The 18,415-nt window shown below is 47.5% G+C and carries 14 protein-coding genes; 1 reads left to right on the top strand and 13 read right to left on the bottom strand.

The genetic code is table 11. The features are described from left to right. Nucleotides 1-31 precede the first annotated feature (31 nt). The 6 genes from KQI_RS0114655 to KQI_RS0114630 all read right to left on the bottom strand — a co-directional run bounded on the left by KQI_RS0114655 (nucleotide 32) and on the right by KQI_RS0114630 (nucleotide 8,934). On the bottom strand, nucleotides 32-1,303 hold the full coding sequence (locus KQI_RS0114655) for a methyl-accepting chemotaxis protein (RefSeq protein WP_010347552.1): 1,272 nt from the start codon (nucleotides 1,301-1,303) through the stop codon (nucleotides 32-34). Nucleotides 1,304-1,697: 394 nt separating this feature from the next. Continuing rightward, a complete protein-coding gene (locus KQI_RS0114650; protein ID WP_010347550.1) occupies nucleotides 1,698-2,357 on the bottom strand; it encodes an SGNH/GDSL hydrolase family protein in 660 nt (219 codons plus the stop codon). Nucleotides 2,358-2,985: 628 nt separating this feature from the next. Then, nucleotides 2,986-3,903, bottom strand: coding sequence for a PD-(D/E)XK nuclease family protein (locus tag KQI_RS0114645; RefSeq protein ID WP_010347549.1), 918 nt, complete (start codon nucleotides 3,901-3,903; stop codon nucleotides 2,986-2,988). 165 nt (nucleotides 3,904-4,068) lie between these two features. Further along, nucleotides 4,069-5,364, bottom strand: coding sequence for a galactokinase (locus KQI_RS0114640; RefSeq protein ID WP_010347548.1), 1,296 nt, complete (start codon nucleotides 5,362-5,364; stop codon nucleotides 4,069-4,071). Nucleotides 5,365-5,645: 281 nt separating this feature from the next. Further along, the gene (locus tag KQI_RS0114635) at nucleotides 5,646-7,169 is read right to left on the bottom strand and encodes a copper amine oxidase N-terminal domain-containing protein (protein WP_010347546.1); all 1,524 of its coding nucleotides are present in this window, start codon (nucleotides 7,167-7,169) and stop codon (nucleotides 5,646-5,648) included. A gap of 100 nt (nucleotides 7,170-7,269) precedes the next feature. After that, complete coding sequence (locus KQI_RS0114630) at nucleotides 7,270-8,934, bottom strand: PucR family transcriptional regulator (RefSeq protein WP_010347545.1); 1,665 nt, start codon at nucleotides 8,932-8,934, stop codon at nucleotides 7,270-7,272. 346 nt (nucleotides 8,935-9,280) lie between these two features. Here KQI_RS0114630 and ald point away from each other — a divergent pair, with 346 nt between their 5' ends. Next, nucleotides 9,281-10,411 carry an alanine dehydrogenase gene (gene ald, locus KQI_RS0114625; RefSeq protein ID WP_010347544.1) on the top strand — a complete coding sequence of 377 codons (1,131 nt, stop codon included), beginning with the start codon at nucleotides 9,281-9,283 and terminating at the stop codon, nucleotides 10,409-10,411. A 106-nt stretch (nucleotides 10,412-10,517) separates the two neighbouring features. Here the strand turns inward: ald and KQI_RS0114620 are convergent, their stop codons facing one another. The 7 genes from KQI_RS0114620 to KQI_RS0114590 all read right to left on the bottom strand — a co-directional run bounded on the left by KQI_RS0114620 (nucleotide 10,518) and on the right by KQI_RS0114590 (nucleotide 18,381). Continuing rightward, complete coding sequence (locus KQI_RS0114620) at nucleotides 10,518-11,054, bottom strand: mismatch-specific DNA-glycosylase (RefSeq protein WP_010347543.1); 537 nt, start codon at nucleotides 11,052-11,054, stop codon at nucleotides 10,518-10,520. A gap of 25 nt (nucleotides 11,055-11,079) precedes the next feature. Continuing rightward, a complete protein-coding gene (locus KQI_RS0114615; RefSeq protein WP_010347542.1) occupies nucleotides 11,080-12,366 on the bottom strand; it encodes a beta propeller repeat protein in 1,287 nt (428 codons plus the stop codon). A 149-nt stretch (nucleotides 12,367-12,515) separates the two neighbouring features. Continuing rightward, nucleotides 12,516-13,970 (bottom strand): PstS family phosphate ABC transporter substrate-binding protein, encoded by a 1,455-nt coding sequence (locus tag KQI_RS0114610; RefSeq protein WP_010347541.1) that lies wholly within the window; start codon nucleotides 13,968-13,970, stop codon nucleotides 12,516-12,518. A 141-nt stretch (nucleotides 13,971-14,111) separates the two neighbouring features. After that, complete coding sequence (locus KQI_RS0114605; protein WP_010347540.1) at nucleotides 14,112-14,876, bottom strand: class I SAM-dependent methyltransferase; 765 nt, start codon at nucleotides 14,874-14,876, stop codon at nucleotides 14,112-14,114. A 149-nt stretch (nucleotides 14,877-15,025) separates the two neighbouring features. Further along, nucleotides 15,026-17,122 (bottom strand): ABC transporter permease subunit, encoded by a 2,097-nt coding sequence (locus KQI_RS0114600; RefSeq protein ID WP_010347539.1) that lies wholly within the window; start codon nucleotides 17,120-17,122, stop codon nucleotides 15,026-15,028. After that, a complete protein-coding gene (locus KQI_RS0114595) occupies nucleotides 17,097-17,999 on the bottom strand; it encodes an ABC transporter ATP-binding protein (RefSeq protein WP_010347538.1) in 903 nt (300 codons plus the stop codon). Before KQI_RS0114595 ends, KQI_RS0114600 begins: the two co-directional genes overlap by 26 nt. After that, nucleotides 17,992-18,381 carry a GntR family transcriptional regulator gene (locus KQI_RS0114590; protein ID WP_010347537.1) on the bottom strand — a complete coding sequence of 130 codons (390 nt, stop codon included), beginning with the start codon at nucleotides 18,379-18,381 and terminating at the stop codon, nucleotides 17,992-17,994. Before KQI_RS0114590 ends, KQI_RS0114595 begins: the two co-directional genes overlap by 8 nt. Nucleotides 18,382-18,415: the final 34 nt, after the last annotated feature.

The following is an 18,415-nucleotide window of genomic DNA, read 5'->3' as shown; positions in this document are numbered from 1 at the left end:
CTTTAGACATCATATCTCATGGCTGTTCCTGCTATAGTTGAATTCCACGTGCTTTCATCATAAGTTTATTCGTAAGCACTTTCAAATCCTCGGAAGAAGACGAAATTTCCTGCATGATCGCGGTTTCCTCATGAGCCGCTGTATAAATCTTGTGTGCACCTTCCGAAAAGGCCCCTGACATTTGCTGAATACGACGAATTTGTTCAAAGGTTTGATCTACCCGGTTCGTCTGCTCCGTTACGGCTTCTTCCATTAAGCGGATGCTCTCGACAAATTCGCGTACAATAGCGTTCAAGCGATTCAACGTCTGATCCACAGAGCTTGTCCGGTCGGCCTCAGCGCTGACCAACGACGTTTGCTGATGCATCAGCTGCACTGTTTCTACGATTTGCGACTGCACACGGCTAACGATGGCATTAATTTGCTGTACAGACTCCGTACTTTGAGCGGCAAGTGCACGAATTTGGTGAGCCACTACGGCAAACCCGTTACCTTCTTCTCCTGCGCGGGCGGCTTCGATGGAAGCGTTCAACGCCAGCAGATGGGTCTGCTCCGCGATATCCTTCACCGTGCTTGTAATCGCTTCAATTTGAGAAGCTTCCTTTTCCAGGCGTGCAATAACCTGCTGCGAACGACCGTGTGAAGCTGTCAGCTCCTCCATTCCATTCATAAGGGATGAAAATACGGTCTGGGTTGAATCCACTGAATGCTCCATGTGACCTGACAGTTCCAGCATATGACCCGATTTGCTGCGCATCATTTTAAAATCGCCCAGCATTCGATCCGCTGTTTCAATGGACTGGGAGGAAGCTTGCTGCTGCTGCTGCACACCATCCAAAATATCTTCTACCACCGAAGACATGGCCTCAATTTGTGCCGTTGCCTGTACAATAGCCGAACTCAGATTTTCCGCACTTTGCGAAGTTGTTTTGGTACTGTACGAAATCTCGTTGAACATATCTTTAATGTTCAGCATCATATGTCTAAATGCATCATACAGCACCTTGATTTCATCATCCGAACGACGTTCCGGAATGACAACCGACAGATTTCCCGCTGAAGCTTCCTCTGCCGCCTTCGCCAATCTAACAATTGGACGTGTGAGTAATTTTGAGATTAACCAGCCCAAAATGCCGCTCCACAAGACACCCAATAACAGAATGATCGAAGTGTACACCCATTCCTGTGCGTCTTGAGCGAGCCAATCCTTGAGTACAAAAATAAAAAAAGCGCTTGTTCCATAGGTTATTGCAGAAATTGCCACAAATGCAGCAACCATTTTCGTACCTAGTGACATCTTCATGTACCGTAGCCCACCCCAAAAAACTCAAATTTAAATTCCATTTTACCATAAAATTTCTACAATTCTAGTAGTATTTTTCACAGACAATTATAATTATGAGCATAAAGATAGAGAAACTCAAGGCCCTCAACCTAACTGAAAAAATAGCAGATTAACAGGCCGCAGTCTGCAACAAAAAAATGGACGAACCGCGCTGCTACTTGCTTTACAGACATTCGTCCCATTTTAAATCAACGATTCATCAATAAATTAATATTTCATTATTTGGAATTAATACAAATTTCCTAACCAGCGCTTTCTTTCTTAATCGCTTTAATCGTGTCTATTTGGTGACTGTTTTTTTCCAGCACAGTAAACTCCCATTATTTAAGCAAGTATGCTCATAATCATCGCACTAACGGATTGCCAACCGGCTCTTCTGCACGACATCTATCCATTGATCGGCTATCAACTGGTGCCCAACCGCTGTCGGATGAACCCCGTCATGCAGCCAATAGGAGGCGTCTGCCTTGGTAGCGGCTTCGTTCAGTATGCCTTGCAGCGGGACAAATACGGCTCCAAACTCATCTGCAAGCTGACGTACGAGCCGCTGATAGCCCGTTATTTTTTCCTGCCAAATGTCCCACCGTGCCTCGGTAGCTCCCGTTTTCAAAATAAACGGCTCACATAGCACCAGCCCGGTATCAGGCAACACTTCACGCGTTTCCTCCAAAATGTGGCGATAGGCTCGTTCAAATCGGTCCGTCACCCCAGACGGCTCCTGCTCCACGATTCGCCAGGCATCGTTCACTCCGATCATAATACTGAGCAGGTCCGGCTTCAGGCTAAACGTGTCCTCATTCCAGCGTGCATACAAATCCGAAGCCCGATCCCCCGAAATTCCCCGGTTCACAAATTCTGGCTGCGTAGCAGCCAAACGACTCCCCAATCCACCTGCGATCATATACACATAGCTATGACCCAACCAGTGGTTCGCGTCCTCATTCCGTCCTCTTCCCCCATCTGTGATGGAATCCCCCTGAAAAAGAATACGTGTATGTCCTGTACTCATCATCTCCCTAATTTCCTCCTTCACCTTTTCCAATAATACCCTTATCATACCTCGTATCTTCTAAATTAGAAAGCGATTTCAAAACATGGGAGAATTGTAGATTTGCCATGTGAATTTTAATCTATAAGCTGAATCTAAAAGATACCTATAGCGCCACTACGCAGACGGATGATGCTTCCGAAGCGAGCTTTCCTACGGAAAGCTTTTAAAGCGACCGCTTCGCTTGTACAGCACAATTCCACCTGCTCCGTTTCACATGTACTTTTTTTGGTTCCGCACATATAGAAAATCTATCCACATAAAAATATTTTTCAAACAAATGAAATAAAAAAATATAAAAGAAATGATTCAATCTATATTTTAGAATTTTAAGGATTAATTGATTTCAATCCTTTGTCTCCCAGATAATAACCATAAATAAACATTAATAATACAAGAATAATACCTCTATACCAAGGACCTACAAAACACAATATCACCGGAACTATAATAAATATTACAAAAAGAGCCCAATTAAACAAAGAGTTGTTAAATCGAGCCACTTGCAACAGCAAAAATAATAATTAAAACAATTAATAAACAATAAATTAGAAACTGTATGAATCCAAGGTATTACAAAGAAGAAGTAATTTCACACCGCCCGGTACTTGCATACCTCCCGAAAATTACAGCCGCCGCACGCTCTGCGTGAAGGCATCGGGGTGAAATAGGACTCCGCTTTCGGTCGATTGTAATATTCGTCATCAAGACAGGACTTCATTTCCTCGATGTATCGTCCAACATTACCAACCACCTTACCGATATCCTCCTGGGTAGGATGGTACACTTCATGTTCTCCGGTCATCAAATATTCCACACGCACCTCGATTTTCTCCAAGGGGAGTTGGTAATGCTCCTGCACATAGGACGCATACAAAAATAACTGGTCAGAGAAGTCGCCTTCCTTACCTGTCTTCCAATCTACGATCACCATGTCTCCGTTGCCTCTGCGGTAAAGCAAGTCCATTTTGACATATACCTTCGTCTCGTGAAGCAGCATCGTATCCCACTTCTCCACCTCGACGATTCGGGCCTCACCCTGCTGCAGCTCACGCCAAACCGCGGTATGATAAAGATTGTGTACTACCGCATGCTGTCGCTCCTTAATCCGGGCAATCCGTTCCGCCAGCACTTCGTCATCATAATAAATTTCAGCGAGCATCATGCGATTTTTGGGATCTTGCAGCCACAGCTCACGATGCAGCGATTCCTTGTAGCTGTCATTCAGCATGTTCTTCATCGCTGTCTCCAGGTACGCAGGACGTGGAATCGCACCTTTTTCCATCCACCCTCGTATGACCGATTCACACATTTGGTGCGTAATATTCCCGAATAAAATATATAAGTTGCTCAGCTGCTTGAGCCGATACAACGTAACCTGCTCTTCACTGCCCTGTGCGGGGTTCCAGCCGTTATGCGAGCCGTAATAATGGTAGTAGTATTTGCGTAAGCATTCATCGAACATTTGGGCCCTCGATTGCGAATAGGACCAGGACGGGTACATAGCCATGAATAGGCCCTCCTTCATTAGAACTTCCATGCTCTATTATAACGCAAGCCTGGATTGCATCGTCCAAAAAGAACAAAGACTTTAACCCATGGGTTAAAGTCTTCAACTGTCCAGTATGTTCAATTCGCAATGACTCCTGAGGTCCATCCAACCACGGTCTCATTGTCAATACTTCTTCTCCGCATGAATCAGATCACTGACATTAACGGCACCATGCTCACGGACGTTGACAACGAGTACGGGAGTTCCCAGCATTCCGCTGATCCACGTCTTATAATCTTCAACATAATCATTCGGAAGAATCGTCAAGATGACTCCAGCAAAGCCACCACCATGTACCCTGCATGCGCTGTCATCTATTGATTTCAAATATATTTCTGTTAAAGCAAGTGCAACGGATACGTCCTGTTCCCGGGCAACCTCACTTCTGTATACGTTTTGAAGCCATTTCCATGAAGAATTACCGGATTCGGTAACGAGCCTCAAGAAATCAGAAAAGCGTCTCTCCTGCAGCGCCTTTACTTGTTCATCCACACGCTTGTTTTCTTCAAAAAAATGCAAAGCACGCAGCACTGCACGATCTCCTGCTGTTTCCCTGACCATTTTGAGATTGGCATATAGATCTTCCGGCAATAAGTCACGGCAAACAGAAGCCCCCAAGGACCGAGCCACTGCATACATTTCGTTTGGCACCGCAGCGTAATCGTCCGTCAAATCAGCATGATTTCCGCCTGTATTTACGATAACCAGGGAATATCCGTTTTGCTGGAAATTCCAATGAACCGGGTTGATGATCGGTTCCTTGGGATTTACAAAGTCAATCGCAACCAATCCCCCATATGCGCAAGCCATTTGGTCGAGCAGCCCCGATGGCTTGTTCCAGTAGCGATTTTCTGCGTACTGGCCGATTTTGGATTTGGCGACAGCATCCAAAACTCCCACATTATAAAAATGACTGATGATCGTGCATATCAGCATTTCAAACGAAGCGGAAGAGCTTAAGCCTGAAGCAGAAAACACATTGCTGGATATATAAGCCTGGAATCCTCCGATGCGATAGCCAAATTCGAGTAGGCCAGCGACCATACCGCGAACCAGCAGCGTCGTACCGTCGTCTTCCGGTTGTGGCGACAAATCGTTTAAATGAATGACGTATTTCGTTAGGTAGCCTTCGGAAAAAAACGTAATTACAGGCTCCTCTACTTTAGCAGCTACAGCGATGGTATCAAGTGTAATACTGCCTGCCAGCACCTTCCCGTGATTGTGGTCTGTATGATTTCCTCCAATTTCGCATCGCCCCGGAGCACTAAACAATTCAATATTCCCGACACCGAAGTGCTCCCGATACGCTTGTATAAGTGATTGATATCGCGTCGTTTGCTCTGAAACTTGCTGTTGACCATACATCCGGGCGAGTACAATTTGTCCCTCGCCAGAATTCAACAGTTCCGTATCTGTCATCGTATATCCCCCTATTGTAGGTGATTTCTACTGTGGCGCCTGGCCGCAAATATATATGGCGCAACAACACTATAATTATCTCAATTTTCTCTGTACAAAAACAGGGTACTTTTTTAATCTGTAAGCGCTTATTTTAATCGTTTTCCGAGAATATTTCCTCACAAAATCAACAGGCAAAAAAAAGGAACCGACCCTTGAACGGGCCAGTTCCTGTGTCCATACCTGGCATATTTCTCTATGCACCAGCAGTGCTGCTGAAGACAGATATGTGGCATTTCTTTTTAGTTACGGTTCAGTACATATTCCCCATTACTGCTACGAGTTACAGTGGCGCCAAGCGCCTCGGCAACTGTTTTGAAAGGAACATACAGCGTTCCATATTGATCCGTATATGGAGCTTTTGGCAGCGTCAACGTGCTTCCTTCCAGTGTAGCTTGTTTGGAGCCGCTTTTCAGCTTGAGTGTCTTGCCTGTAATATCATCCACTACTGTAATTTGCTTGGCAGCTGCATCCCATTTTAATTCGGAGTTCAGTTCGTATGCCAATTCACGCAGCGGAATGAAGGCCGTACCTCCACGATTCTCCAAAACGTAGTAATCGTCCTTCGGATCGAAGGTGGTTTCTACCTTTGTAATTTTCAGATCATTTTTTAAAATATTGTAGATTGGAGAATTCTCATCAAAATTGCGGAGTGTCGCTCCAGGCGTAAATCCAGCTTGTTTATTCAGGTCAATAACGCCTTTCGAAATATCCACTTTGTCAGCCGTTACACTACCATTGATATTCCAGGCTTGAGTTTCGGTCAGAATCGAGAAGGATTTCACTGGAAGACCTTCCACATCTGGCAAAGCAACCGTCAGGTTAGCAGATGATTTGCGAGCATTTCCTTTTTCATCAAAATAGATGTCGCTTTTCAGCACCGTATTCGCACTCAGAACTTCTTTAATTTCAGGAGACTGTGCGTACAAAGTGCTAACTCCTGTATCATACTGCGCAACAGCCAGATCCAGATACTTTTTAACTTGGGTATAAGCTTCGTTGACCAGCTTTTCTTTGTTGGCATTCAGTTCAGCTGTTACTTTATCACTACCTTCAATATCCATACCGGAAGCGATATTTTTGGTCAGATCAATGGCTTGCCCGATCAGTTCTTTCAAGCCTGCCTCGTCCTTGGCAAGATTGGTCAGGAACGGTTTCACAAGCGCTACCAGCTCATCACCACGAAGTTCAGCATGCAGATGGGTCAGTTTCACTTTGTCCTTTTCACCGTATACTTCCTCGGTTACAGACGTTGCAGAAATGGTTGAAGGGTTAGGAGCATGCTTGAGCACAAGTGCCATAGCTGTTTTGGTCAGGTCTTTTACATCCTTGGAGTATACATAAGGATCAAATCCGGCAGGAAAACCACCTAAACTTTCATACGAGTTCAAAGGTATGTAATAAGGTTTTTTGGCGCCTTCCAGTTGAATAGCCATACCTTGGCGATCCAAAGCAAGCTCAAACGGCAAATTATACTTATCGATGTGCAATGTACCCTTGGCGGAAGCGACTTCCTCCGACTGCACCTTGGCTTCATCCACAGTAACCGAAATCGAATTAATCAAATCTATGATTTCCTGATCACCTTGCGAGATTCCTTCTCTTGGAGTCAATTTAAGAGATATTTTCTCCGTCGACTGCTGGGATTTCACATCAAGTGTTCCCAAAAGATTTTTACTTACATCAAATCCTCCTACTGCCTGACACCCTGTCAAAGCTACCATTAACAGAATAAGAGGGACAGCAATCCATTTTTTTATACTCATATTAATCCCCTTTCAAGATATTACCTTACTTTCTTCTATTATCTCAGTGTTAACACGCATTGTAAATGATCAGATTGAGAATAGGACTAGTTATTTAGAATCAATTTTCGGCCTGCAGCATACGGTGAGCCAGTAGTGCCATTTCCAGACAGCGGCGTTTGTCCGGATCTGTTAAATTTCCCTCGATAATTTCATTAATTTTGTCCAGCCGATTATAAAGAGTTTGTCTATGAATGTATAACATCCCGGCCGTATCGCGCTTAGAGCCATGGCATTGAAAGTAGGCATCCAGCGTGTCCAGCAACTGCATATGATGCTCACGATCATGCGCAATCAGTCCGCCCAAATGGTCCTGTACAAACTCTTGTAAAAAAGGAATGCTGGGGGCCGCCTTCAATAGCTGATAGATTCCGATGCTGTCGTAAAACAACCGATCCTTCATGGCCGGGACGCTTCGTGCTACTTCAATGACCTGATATGCCTCTCCAAAACTGCGATCCGTCCCTGTCATACGGTGCCTTACTTTACCAAAGCCTGCATGAATGCGCACCTTGCCAAGCTGTCCTGCGGCATAATTCTGAATATATTGTACGGTATGGGCAAGCACTTTTCTCATTTGTGCTGCAGAACGCAGCGTTAATTCCTCCTTGGCACAAAGGATGTAGCATTGACTGCCCTTCATCATTAACAGATTGTGCAAAGTCTCTTTTTTCAGCAAAGAACGAAGCAGCACCAGCACATCCTGATTGATGGATTCCTTGCGCACCTGACTGACATCCTTATCCTGATGCTCCACCTCGATAACCCCTGCCAAAAATAAATACTGTCCCTTCGATAATAATCGCAGCCCCATCCGGGTCTGAGCCTGTTCTTCGCTGGGAAGCTGCCCGTTCAATACATCCTGAATCAATTCATTCTGGTTGCGTAATAATCGGTCTTCAAGAAACTGTGTCCTCAGCACCAGTGTAGCGGCTGCCTTGGCTGTGTAATCGAGCAGCAGCGACATTTCTTCCGTCGGGGGTTCACCGTGCAGCACCAAACCTACGGCGGAAAACACCTGACCAAAGCATACAACAGGCTGAAACAAGACGGCAGTGGAGTCATTCAGCTGAAACAACAGGTGCCCCTCGCGATCAGCAGTCATGCTGGATTCCACCTCGTTGGCATAAAAATCCGCAATACGGTGCGCCGTTTCCGACTGGACGGAAGGTTCGAACCGATTGGTGTCTATGGAGGACATGTAGATGATTTGCCGGGCGGTATAGTCATGGAGCACTCGCAAGAGAGCGTTCATATCGGTGCTGCGCAGCGTTTCCTGCTGGAGCTGACGTGAAAAGCGCTCCAGATCTTTTAGCAATTCATGATGGCGGTTAATAAGAAGGGAATGAATATCTTGTGTAATTTCCACAAAACGCACGGGCTGCTCAAATACGATGACCGGAAAATGGTGCTGTTCCGCCAGCTCCAGAATTTCCAGCGGGATTTCATGAATGCTTGTGCCCAGCTCCACGCACAATCCCGCCGCTTCCGAGCGGATCAACTGCTCCATATATTCGGCGCGCTCCTCCCCTTTCCGGGTTAGCCACAGGCCAGTCGTCAAAATCAGGTCATGGCGGCTCACAAACGGAGAAACATTTGTGATTTCCAACACATGTACCCAACCAACCCGGCGGTTCGTGCCCTGTTCCCCCGCCGCCAACTTGGCCCGCCGGAAAACAGGACGTTCCAGCACATCCGCAATGGTAAATATTTTTTTACCGTTCATCGGCATTCTCCTTATACATATGTTCTTATGTCATATTATATGACACATATTCATCAAAAAGTCGAGCCTTCAAGTCAGATAATCCGACAAAATGTATGATGTCAAGGAGTTCCCTCCCCTGTAAACTGTACCTAATCTAACATGAATTGCATTTATCGGCTTGAGTCCAACTAACTAATCGGCAGTCTGCGCAAAAATGATAATGCAATTTGGGCAATAATAATACCAGCAAGAATAGTAAGCATAAGTCCATCAACAACACCTGCACTGCAGCCAGCAGCGCAACTGCCCTAACAAGCAATGAATTGCCGTTGGATAACCATTATTATAAGGAGAGGTGAACGAAATGAAAATTGGTGTTCCGAAAGAGATCAAAAACAATGAAAACCGTGTCGCGCTGACACCTGCAGGTGCAGCTCAAATGATTCGACACGGACATCACGTGTTTGTGGAAAGCCATGCAGGGGCTGAAAGCGGCTTTAGCGATGGGGATTATGCCACTGCGGGTGCAACCCTTGTGCAGAAGACTGCCGATGTGTGGTCCCAGGCTGATCTGATACTAAAGGTGAAGGAGCCCCTAGCCTTGGAATACGGATATTTTCGACAAGGGTTGATTTTGTTCACCTATCTGCATCTGGCGGCTGAGCCGGCACTGGCCAAGGCTTTAACGGATAACGGTGTAGCCGCCATCTCCTATGAGACACTGGACGTAGAAGGAAGCCTTCCGCTGCTCACTCCGATGAGCGAGGTTGCAGGTCGAATGGCTGTACAAATCGGAGCACAGCTGCTGGAAAAGCCAAAGGGCGGCAAAGGCATCCTGCTGGCAGGCGTACCGGGGGTCAAACGCGGCAGAGTGGCCATTATTGGCGGAGGAGTCGTCGGCACGAACGCCGCCAAGGTCGCCATCGGTCTCGGCGCAGATGTAACCCTGATCGACCTGAGTTTGCAAAGGCTGCGCCAACTGGATGATATTTTTGGCAACCAGCTCCATACACTGGTGTCCACCCCCTCCAACATTGCTGAGGCAGTGGCGCAAAGCGATTTGCTGATCGGGGCTGTTCTGATCACCGGTGCCAAGGCCCCGCGGCTTGTAACGGAGGCTATGGTGCAGACCATGCAGCCCGGCTCTGTGATCGTGGATGTCGCCATCGACCAAGGTGGTATTGTCGAGACGATTGACCACATCACCACACACGATCAGCCGACCTATGTGAAGCATGGCGTCATTCACTATGCGGTAGCAAACATGCCGGGCGCGGTACCGCAAACCTCGACGCTTGCCCTGACAAACGCCACCCTCCCCTATGCTCTCCAGCTCGCGGATCTGGGTGTGCAGGAGGCGCTTCGCAGAAGCAAGCCGCTGCTTAGCGGCACAAATGTCCTGAACGGACATATCACCTACGAAGCAGTCGCCCGCGACCTGGGGTACCCTTACGTTCCGGTGGAACAGGCATGGCAGGCGAAGGCTTTGCAATAGAATAGCTGCAACTCAAAGAACCACACATCTTTTTCCCTGAGGATTAAAGACGTGTGGTTCTTTTTCTGTTCACTGTATCCAATACATTCGCTGTGTTTTGCTGCCTTCAGACGATTTCCGACGAAAGGAATATCTGCAGATGGCGGTAAATATCTGTGATCTCGTCCAGCGACATGCGCACCAGTCCACTGGACGAGGGTGCCACAAATTCATGCATCTCGGGAATGAGCGGTTCAGGCTGAAATCCCCAATTTACTTTGGATTTTTTACTATATTCGGTGTATACGCCTTTGCCGACAAAGCAAGCGACCTTCGGGCGATATTCTTTTAGCTTTGCATGCAGTTCCAGCCGTCCTTTGGCGTATTCCTCGCGTGTAATGTCCTCCACGCCCCTGGTAGGGCGGGAAACAATATTCGTAAAACCGTAGCCAAGCTTCAGCAGCTCCCGATCTTCCGATGGATCGTACAAACGAGGCGTCAAGCCCGCTCCCTCCAGGATGCGCCAGAAACGGTTGCGCGGATTCGCATAATGATGGCCAACTTCGCCTGATTTCAAACTGGGATTAAAGCCAATGAATACGACGGATAATCCATAATCCAAATGATCATCTACCTCATGCAGCTCTGTCTCCTGCTCTGCCATGGGCCTCCCCTTCTTCTATACCGATTCAGTGGCCTGATGCCGCTGGCTTGTCAAAGACATGGCTCCGAGTCCAATGCCGTCCACCATCCGAGGTCGTATACATCACAGGTGCCTGCTCCGAATCCGAGAAAATAGCCCAGCCTTCCTTGGCATTCGCCATCCCGATTTGCTGGCTGGCATAGCCGTCAAAGCTTTGCTTGCCATTGTTCCACGTCTTGCCGCCGTCATTCGTCCAGCCAATCGTATTGGGCTTGTCGCATGGGGCGCAGTAGCCGCCCATCAATGCCGTATTGCTGTTAACCGTATAGAGCATCCCCGGTGCCACCCCTTCATTTTTGGGAACCTGACCGTCTTGCTGGCTAATACCGGGTGCGGGACCGCCGCCAGCCGTGGCATTGGCCAGTACAGCGCGCCAACTTTGACCGCTATCGGCCGTATGCCAAAGCGAATACGAAGTCTGATTCATGCCCGTGCCTCCAATCAGCTCAATCCATGCGTTGCCCCGTTCCACCGAACGGATAACGGCCCCGTTCAGAGGCTCCTCGGTTGTCCGTGACATGACGGCAGTCCACTTTTGTCCCCCATTAACGGTGTGTAAAATTTGAAATGAGCGGTCTGTGTCCTGCGTTACCACCCAGCCGTTTTGCCGATCATGAAAATAGGGCTGTCCCACCGTATGATCAGGCACAGAAAGCGCAGACCAGCTTTGTCCGCCATCCTTTGTATACTGATTACCGCTGAATCCCTCATTTGACGATACAAAGTGTAAAAAGCCCGCTGTTCCTTGCTTAGGCACTGTCCCTACAGTCTCCCAGCGTTTGCCGCCATCGCGCGTTGCCAGCAGCGACCCGCTATCAGCCATAACAGCCCAGGCCTGCTGTCCATTCAAGGCAAAAATCTGCTGCACCGTACCTTGGCCCTGATATTGCACATTCCAAACCGATCCGACGGAGCCGGATGGTCCCGCGTTTGTCCGGGCAATCCAACCGTTGCCGCCGATCCAGCCAGACTTGCCGTCGATCAGTCGCAGGGCAGTAATATTGTCCATGCGGACCTTCGCTGCATTGGCGTCCGTAGCTGCTTGTCCTCCTGTCCCTGACGTAGCAGACGGGGATGTAGTATTCGTCTGCTGTTCCGGTGTACGTACTGCCGCTCCTGAACCGTTCGTTTGTGCCGACGTTGAACCTGGTTGCTCATTCTGAGTCGCTTGCCCATCCGTTTTTTTCGGTCCGTTTTGTGCACCGGTTTCACATCCCGCTGTCATTATGACTATGGCGAGCAAAAGCAGCCAGGCCGATGTTTTTTTCTTCATTTTCGTTCATCCCCTTAGATTGTTGATATACATGCTGTGTGGGTATCGTAAGCACAGCAGGGCATATTCTATGTATTACCCTGCTGTCTTCGTTTCACTCTTGCGGATGAAAATACGGAATCAACGGTATGTAAATCATCATTACAGATTTACGAGCCCAGAGCAACAAAGCCCCCTCTTTCAATGGCCCGGGTTCCTTCTTCGCTTTGCAGCCATTCGAGTAATCGCTGCATAGAAGGGCGTGGCTTCTCGCCTTCCCGTGTGATCACAAATAGTTGAGCCGTAAATGGATATTGCCCCGAACGGATATGTTCTTTGTTCGGCTCCACTCCATCAATAGGCAGAAACTTGACCTCTTGACGATTATGCATCACATTTGCAAAATAATAAAATGAATACCCAAGCGCGTTGCGATCCTTGTTAAAATCTGCGACTGCATTAATCATACCACCCATAATGCCAATTTGTAGTTCCCGAGGCGGTTCAGTCATCTCATGGCCTGCCATTACTTTCTTTTGCATATACGTCTGACTACCTGAATTTTCCTCTCGCTGATAAGCAATGATCGGCTGATCCTTTCCCCCTACTTCATTCCAATTATGAATAGATCCTTCATATATGCGGCGAACCTGCTCTGAAGAAAGTCCCTTAACCGGATTGTCCTGATGAACGAGAAAAATAAACGCATCCCTCCCAATGGGCATGAGCTTCATTTGCACCCCACGGCTTTTCGCCAGACGCAGCTCCTCATCGGATGGCCCGGCTACCAGAATCAGATCAGCCTTCTTTTCGATCAAATTTACATATGCCTGATGTGTCGTGTTGAATCTCAGTTCGTGCGCCGCACGCGCTTTGCTCATTCCAGTCAATTCATGCAGCATATCCTGTGCGAATGGAATAGCAGCTGTAGCTCCGTCAACTACCGGAAAGTCCGTCTCGGCAATGTATGGACGTTGAGGAAGCCTCAATGCAACCGTCAGTACAATGATGAGCGCAGCGGACATCGAAACGACAACCCATTGCCATCTATGATCCATCTTTCCGTCCTTGTCGGTCACCGCTGGATAACGATCTACCCCAACACCTATCACCATGCCAGCTATCGGCAGCAATGCAGTCAGCAGAAACCAGATTTCACTATGCTGTGTATAGGGCTCCAATACCTCCAGCACAGGCGCCGCCCAAGCATGATAAAGTGAAAAGAGCTCCCACGAGCCTCCCCACACCTCAGCAGGTTGACCGCCAGATCCTTGTAGCCCCACAATCCACAGGCACAGCCCGCACAATAATGATAACAGCCCGGTCAGCATCAGTGGAAGCTTATGCATGCTGGAAATACGCGCACTCAAGGCACCGTAAGCTGCAAAAATCAGTCCAACAATCCATGCGTATAGCACCAGCATCACAATCACGGCTGTATCTGTTACACCTTCATGTCTCAGCAAAAGCTGCACATTGGATGCCACAACTATACTCCAAATGACATTAAACATGACTGAAAACAATCCAAACATAAACGTACCGCCCAGCCATGGCCAAAACCATGCTATCCGCACAGAAGCACCTTTCTCCGTATCAGCTATAACTCCCTTTGGATCAGACATGTACATCCCCCTATACTTATATATGAAATGAGACTGTAAGCAATTGCTTCTTCATTGTACAATTATGGTAAAGATTAGTATACGAGGAGATGACAAAAAGACCTCCCCTGCGGGAAAGGCCTTTTTGGTATCGGATCTTCTTTAGATTGCTCTGGCATGGATCAAAAAACGGTGCTGCTTCACGTCCCAATATCCATCACGTTGGATGTCCAAATACAAACCATACAGCTGTTCTATATATTTCTGTGGCTGAAAGTCTGCAATCTGCCATTCAATGGCTTTTAAATAATAGACGAGCGCCCCGATATCGTAAAACCGCTGTATCGGAAATTGTTCCTGCTGGTCCACAATTTCGAAGCCGTTGCTTTCCAGACCTGCAAGCGCTTGAGAAAGGGTCCAGTCCACATACTCGTACTCAGGCGCTCCCAAGCGTTCGTTAATGCCCGCACAATCCAGGCCCCCCACCTGTTGGGTCAAGAACGTCCCGCCTGGACGCAAAATGCGACGCACTTCCGCTGGCGAAAATGACTCGTGCTTATTCAGCACAAGATCGAACCCGGCATCGTCAAACGGAAGGGAGTCGTCATCATCTATAGCGATAACACGTACGTCCAGCGGCTCGAGTCGTTTTTTGGCAACAGGAACATTCGGTGCATACGCTTCTGTCGCATATACGATCTCTGGAAAAGGGCGCAACCGGAACAATAGCTCGCCCCCGCCTGTCCCCATATCCAGCATCGCCTTCGATGCATGGATAAACGTCATAGCCTTGCTGACATATGACCAGTCCAAAGGCTCGCTTGCGACCCGTCCTGTATCCGAGATGAATGAGAAATCCCATCCGGAAAAGGTCTCTTCATGATGCTTTAATAGCTGTAGAAACTCACGATCTTCTGTATATTTCATAGCTTGCTGCTCCTCCACAATGGACCTGTTCGTTATCGATCTGTACGCTATGGAACTCTTCTCTCTTTATGTTCTACGCTGTCTATCTCTATGCCTCTATTTACGTCAGTCCAAATGTGGAGAAGCTCTTGCTTGTTGTTCCGAGCCTTTTAAGGAGCTGTTGGCAGAACCTTAGCAAGCTCCGGTGTGATGTCTTTTGGAGTTAATAAGTAATAAACCGTATGAAAGCCGGAACCGCTGATGGACTTGATTTTGACTTGGAACAGATAAGTGCCTTTCTCCACTTGTGAATCATAGCTATAATCATTTCGGTTATCCAGCACAGTATTCCAAAGTTTGGGATCTTCAATTGGGGTGACTTTATACTTCTGCTGCAATATCCTGAATAAATTCGCAGCTTCAATATACTTGCCAGGCTGATGCGGCTCCTTCTCTTGAGAAACCACTGGAATAGCCCGAACCGATATCATGTCTTTCGACGTGATCATCACCTTGTCGGCATATCCTTTGTGTTCTAGCCAAGCATTCAGCTTGTGGAAGGATAAGCGCCAATTATAGGAGAGGTTGCGAGTCCATTCTGATTCTTCTGCTGAAATAGATGAAGGTTTGTTCAGAATTTCAATATTCCCCAACGCGTAAGAGCCTGCCTGCATTTCACTATAGCTCATGCCCAAAACTTCTTCTTTCAGTACAGCTTCAAATTCACGAATATCTTCCGGATCAGTTAGAACAACTCGCCGTTCATTATCATCTGCCGATTGAATGCTGATCGTCTCTGCTTTACCGTACAGCTTATCAAGCGAGTAGCTTACTGTTTTGTACGGCTCAGACAGCATCACTTTCGCCAGCGCTGTCCGGAAAGGCTGCTCAGGAAATGTATAGCTGCGAGTCATAATGGAACCATCATCCAGACGATAGGCAATGGATACCCTTTGTTGAGGTTCTTTATTGGACCCGGACGTCTCTCCAACTGAATGTGCTCTCACAAGCTCACGCTGTAAATTCAGCACAGCGGCGATAAAAGCTTTATCTTGCGAAAAATAAAGATTTTTCTGTGCTGATCCCCCATCCAGATACAAATTTGCCCCAGCATAGACTTGCTCGACTGAATGCGCGGTTGGAATCCGTTCCTCATAGCCTATCCAGCCAGATGTGGGGATGTACATTGCCAACCCCAAAACCGCACCGTATGCGACCAGTTCCAGCAAAGCACGAGTACGTACAATTTGCCACGTCTTGCGGATTACCATCTCCACAGCAATATAGCCCAAAATAGCTCCAAGCACATATCCGAAGATCGACCATTCTTTCCTATGGCCCCCTGTGCTATATAAATATTCTCCTATCAACAGCATGGCACATACCATAACTCCTGCCTTAAAAAAGGGTTGGAAGAAAGTAAAGGCCATGGCCTGCGTCGCCTTCTCTGCGAGCCGTTTGCGATATAACATATAGCTTAAAATTACAAACAGCAAGGAAACACCGACATAAATAAGCAGCTCCACATATGAAAATGCGCTACTCGACAATTCCATAATGCGGGCGATTGGCGATAAACTATACCAAATATTATTGCTACTTTGCAACTCCACGCCATTACTATTCTGAACAATGGTTCCCGTAATCTGAGAGTAGCCATATAGATTGTGTCCTAGAAAAAGACCAATCATGTTGTACAAAAAAAAGGGCAACAGCAGCAAAAGATACACTACAACAGATTGCAACAGCGATTGTCCTACACAGATACCTACAAACACGGTAAAAGCAAACAGGAAAATCGAAATAATCGATACAATCAAAGCCCATGATCCAATATCATTAATATGGAAAATAAAAGGCAGCTCGACCGACATGTTTACCAGGGCCGTTACTCCCGCTGTCAGCCATATGGGTACAATCAAAAGGATCAGACCGCTAATTAAATGTGCCGTTAACAGATGCTCTCTACGTAAAGGCAAACTGTGGTATAAATCGGAAGAGCCCTGCCGCTGGATAAAGCGAAGCAGCATCACACCCGCCAGCACAGGTACAGTCAAAAAAATGATATATTGCAACTGATCGCCTGAGCTTGTACCATCGAACAGGCTTCTCAAAACCGTGGGCACTTGCTCGTTTCCAGTACTCATAAATAACGGCAGTGGCACTGTAAACAGTAATCCCGCCAAGTACAACAGACCGATCCAGCCATGCTGTCTCAGGCTTTGGCGAACCACGCCGCCGCTACAGAAGAATCGGTTGGATGTCATAACCCGCGTCCTCCATTTCATAAATGAAAATTTCCTCCAGCGTCAACGGCAGCAAATCGAACACATGCGGCTCATACGCCTGAATCGTTTCTGCAATCTGCTCTCGTTCCCCACGGATAATCAGCAGCAGGACACTGCCTCTCCGCTCCTTATGTACAACCGAAAGTTGCTTGTATACGGCTTCCTCATGCGCGCTTTCACGAAAAGCAACCTGCACCTTATGGGTGTCGGACTTGAGGTCGTCGACTTCCTTTTCCAGCAGCATACGTCCCTGGTGCATAATGCCGACGTGATCACACATGTCTTCGATCTCACGCAAATTATGGGATGAAATCACGACGGTCAGCTCGCGTGCAGCAGTTTCCTGGAACAACAGATTTTTGATCATTCGTCGCATCACAGGGTCCAGTCCATCAATCGGCTCATCCAAAATCAACAGTTCAGGCATACAGCTCAAGGCAAGTAAAAATGCAGCCTGACGCTTCATTCCTTTGGAAAAACGATGTAGTTTACGTTTGGGGTCCAGCTTAAAAATATCCGTAAGCTGCATGTATCGCTCCTCACTCCAGCTCGGATAAATGGAGCGATAAAAACGGGCCATCTGTTGAATCGTCGCTTGCGGAAAAAAATAGGGTGTGTCCGGCATAAACAGAATGCGCTGCTTGACTTCGGGCTGCTCATATACGGCTTGCCCCCCGATCAGTACCTTCCCTGTATCCGGTCGATAGATTCCGGCAATCATTTTGAGCAGTGTCGTTTTACCCGCCCCATTCGAGCCCAGCAGTCCAAAAATGGAGCCCTTCTTCACTGTAAGGGCGAGTTGATCCACCGCCTTGTCTTCTGCAAATGTCTTTGTGACTTCCCTTAATTCAATCAAGGGACATCCCCCTTTCCTTCAATTGCATCGCTTCCACGTATATGGCGTCCACTTCCGGCTGCGTAAAACCAAAATGGACGGCTTCGATCATCTGCTTTAACAGCGCCGCCCGAATCTCATCCCGCTTCATTTGCTGCGGCTGCTGCTCGGCAGGTGTGACAAAGCTGCCCTTGCCCTGGACGGAATAGATATATCCTTCGCGTTCCAGCTCACGATACGCCTTCTGAATCGTATTCGGATTCACTGTAAGCTGAGCGGACAATGCCCGTACGGAAGGCAATTGCTCATCTGGCTCAAGTGATCCGTACACAATCATTTCCTTCACCCTGTCCATTAGCTGCTCGTAGATTGGCTTGCGGCTGCGGATATCCAGCTCGAACATGGACTTCCTCCTTTCAAAACCTGGTCAGATGTAT

Origin of the sequence: Paenibacillus peoriae KCTC 3763, from assembly GCF_000236805.1 — a bacterium.
GTDB classification, from domain to species: Bacteria; Bacillota; Bacilli; order Paenibacillales; family Paenibacillaceae; genus Paenibacillus; species Paenibacillus peoriae.
The sequence above is the reverse complement of the archived record's forward strand: the minus strand, read 5'-3'. Positions and strand labels throughout refer to the sequence as shown.

Excerpts from the sequence above, each read along its gene's own strand:
- KQI_RS0114645 (WP_010347549.1), bottom strand. The coding sequence starts at position 3,903 with ATGGCTATGTACCCGTCCTGGTCCTATTCGCAATCGAGGGCCCAAATG.
- KQI_RS0114620 (WP_010347543.1), bottom strand. The coding sequence starts at position 11,054 with ATGGCAGAGCAGGAGACAGAGCTGCATGAGGTAGATGATCATTTGGAT.
- KQI_RS0114615 (WP_010347542.1), bottom strand. The coding sequence starts at position 12,366 with ATGAAGAAAAAAACATCGGCCTGGCTGCTTTTGCTCGCCATAGTCATA.
- KQI_RS0114635 (WP_010347546.1), bottom strand. The coding sequence starts at position 7,169 with ATGAGTATAAAAAAATGGATTGCTGTCCCTCTTATTCTGTTAATGGTA.
- KQI_RS0114655 (WP_010347552.1), bottom strand. The coding sequence starts at position 1,303 with ATGAAGATGTCACTAGGTACGAAAATGGTTGCTGCATTTGTGGCAATT.
- KQI_RS0114650 (WP_010347550.1), bottom strand. The coding sequence starts at position 2,357 with ATGATGAGTACAGGACATACACGTATTCTTTTTCAGGGGGATTCCATC.
- KQI_RS0114590 (WP_010347537.1), bottom strand. The coding sequence starts at position 18,381 with ATGTTCGAGCTGGATATCCGCAGCCGCAAGCCAATCTACGAGCAGCTA.
- KQI_RS0114600 (WP_010347539.1), bottom strand. The coding sequence starts at position 17,122 with ATGACATCCAACCGATTCTTCTGTAGCGGCGGCGTGGTTCGCCAAAGC.
- KQI_RS0114605 (WP_010347540.1), bottom strand. The coding sequence starts at position 14,876 with ATGAAATATACAGAAGATCGTGAGTTTCTACAGCTATTAAAGCATCAT.
- ald (WP_010347544.1), top strand. The coding sequence starts at position 9,281 with ATGAAAATTGGTGTTCCGAAAGAGATCAAAAACAATGAAAACCGTGTC.
- KQI_RS0114630 (WP_010347545.1), bottom strand. The coding sequence starts at position 8,934 with ATGAACGGTAAAAAAATATTTACCATTGCGGATGTGCTGGAACGTCCT.
- KQI_RS0114640 (WP_010347548.1), bottom strand. The coding sequence starts at position 5,364 with ATGACAGATACGGAACTGTTGAATTCTGGCGAGGGACAAATTGTACTC.
- KQI_RS0114610 (WP_010347541.1), bottom strand. The coding sequence starts at position 13,970 with ATGTCTGATCCAAAGGGAGTTATAGCTGATACGGAGAAAGGTGCTTCT.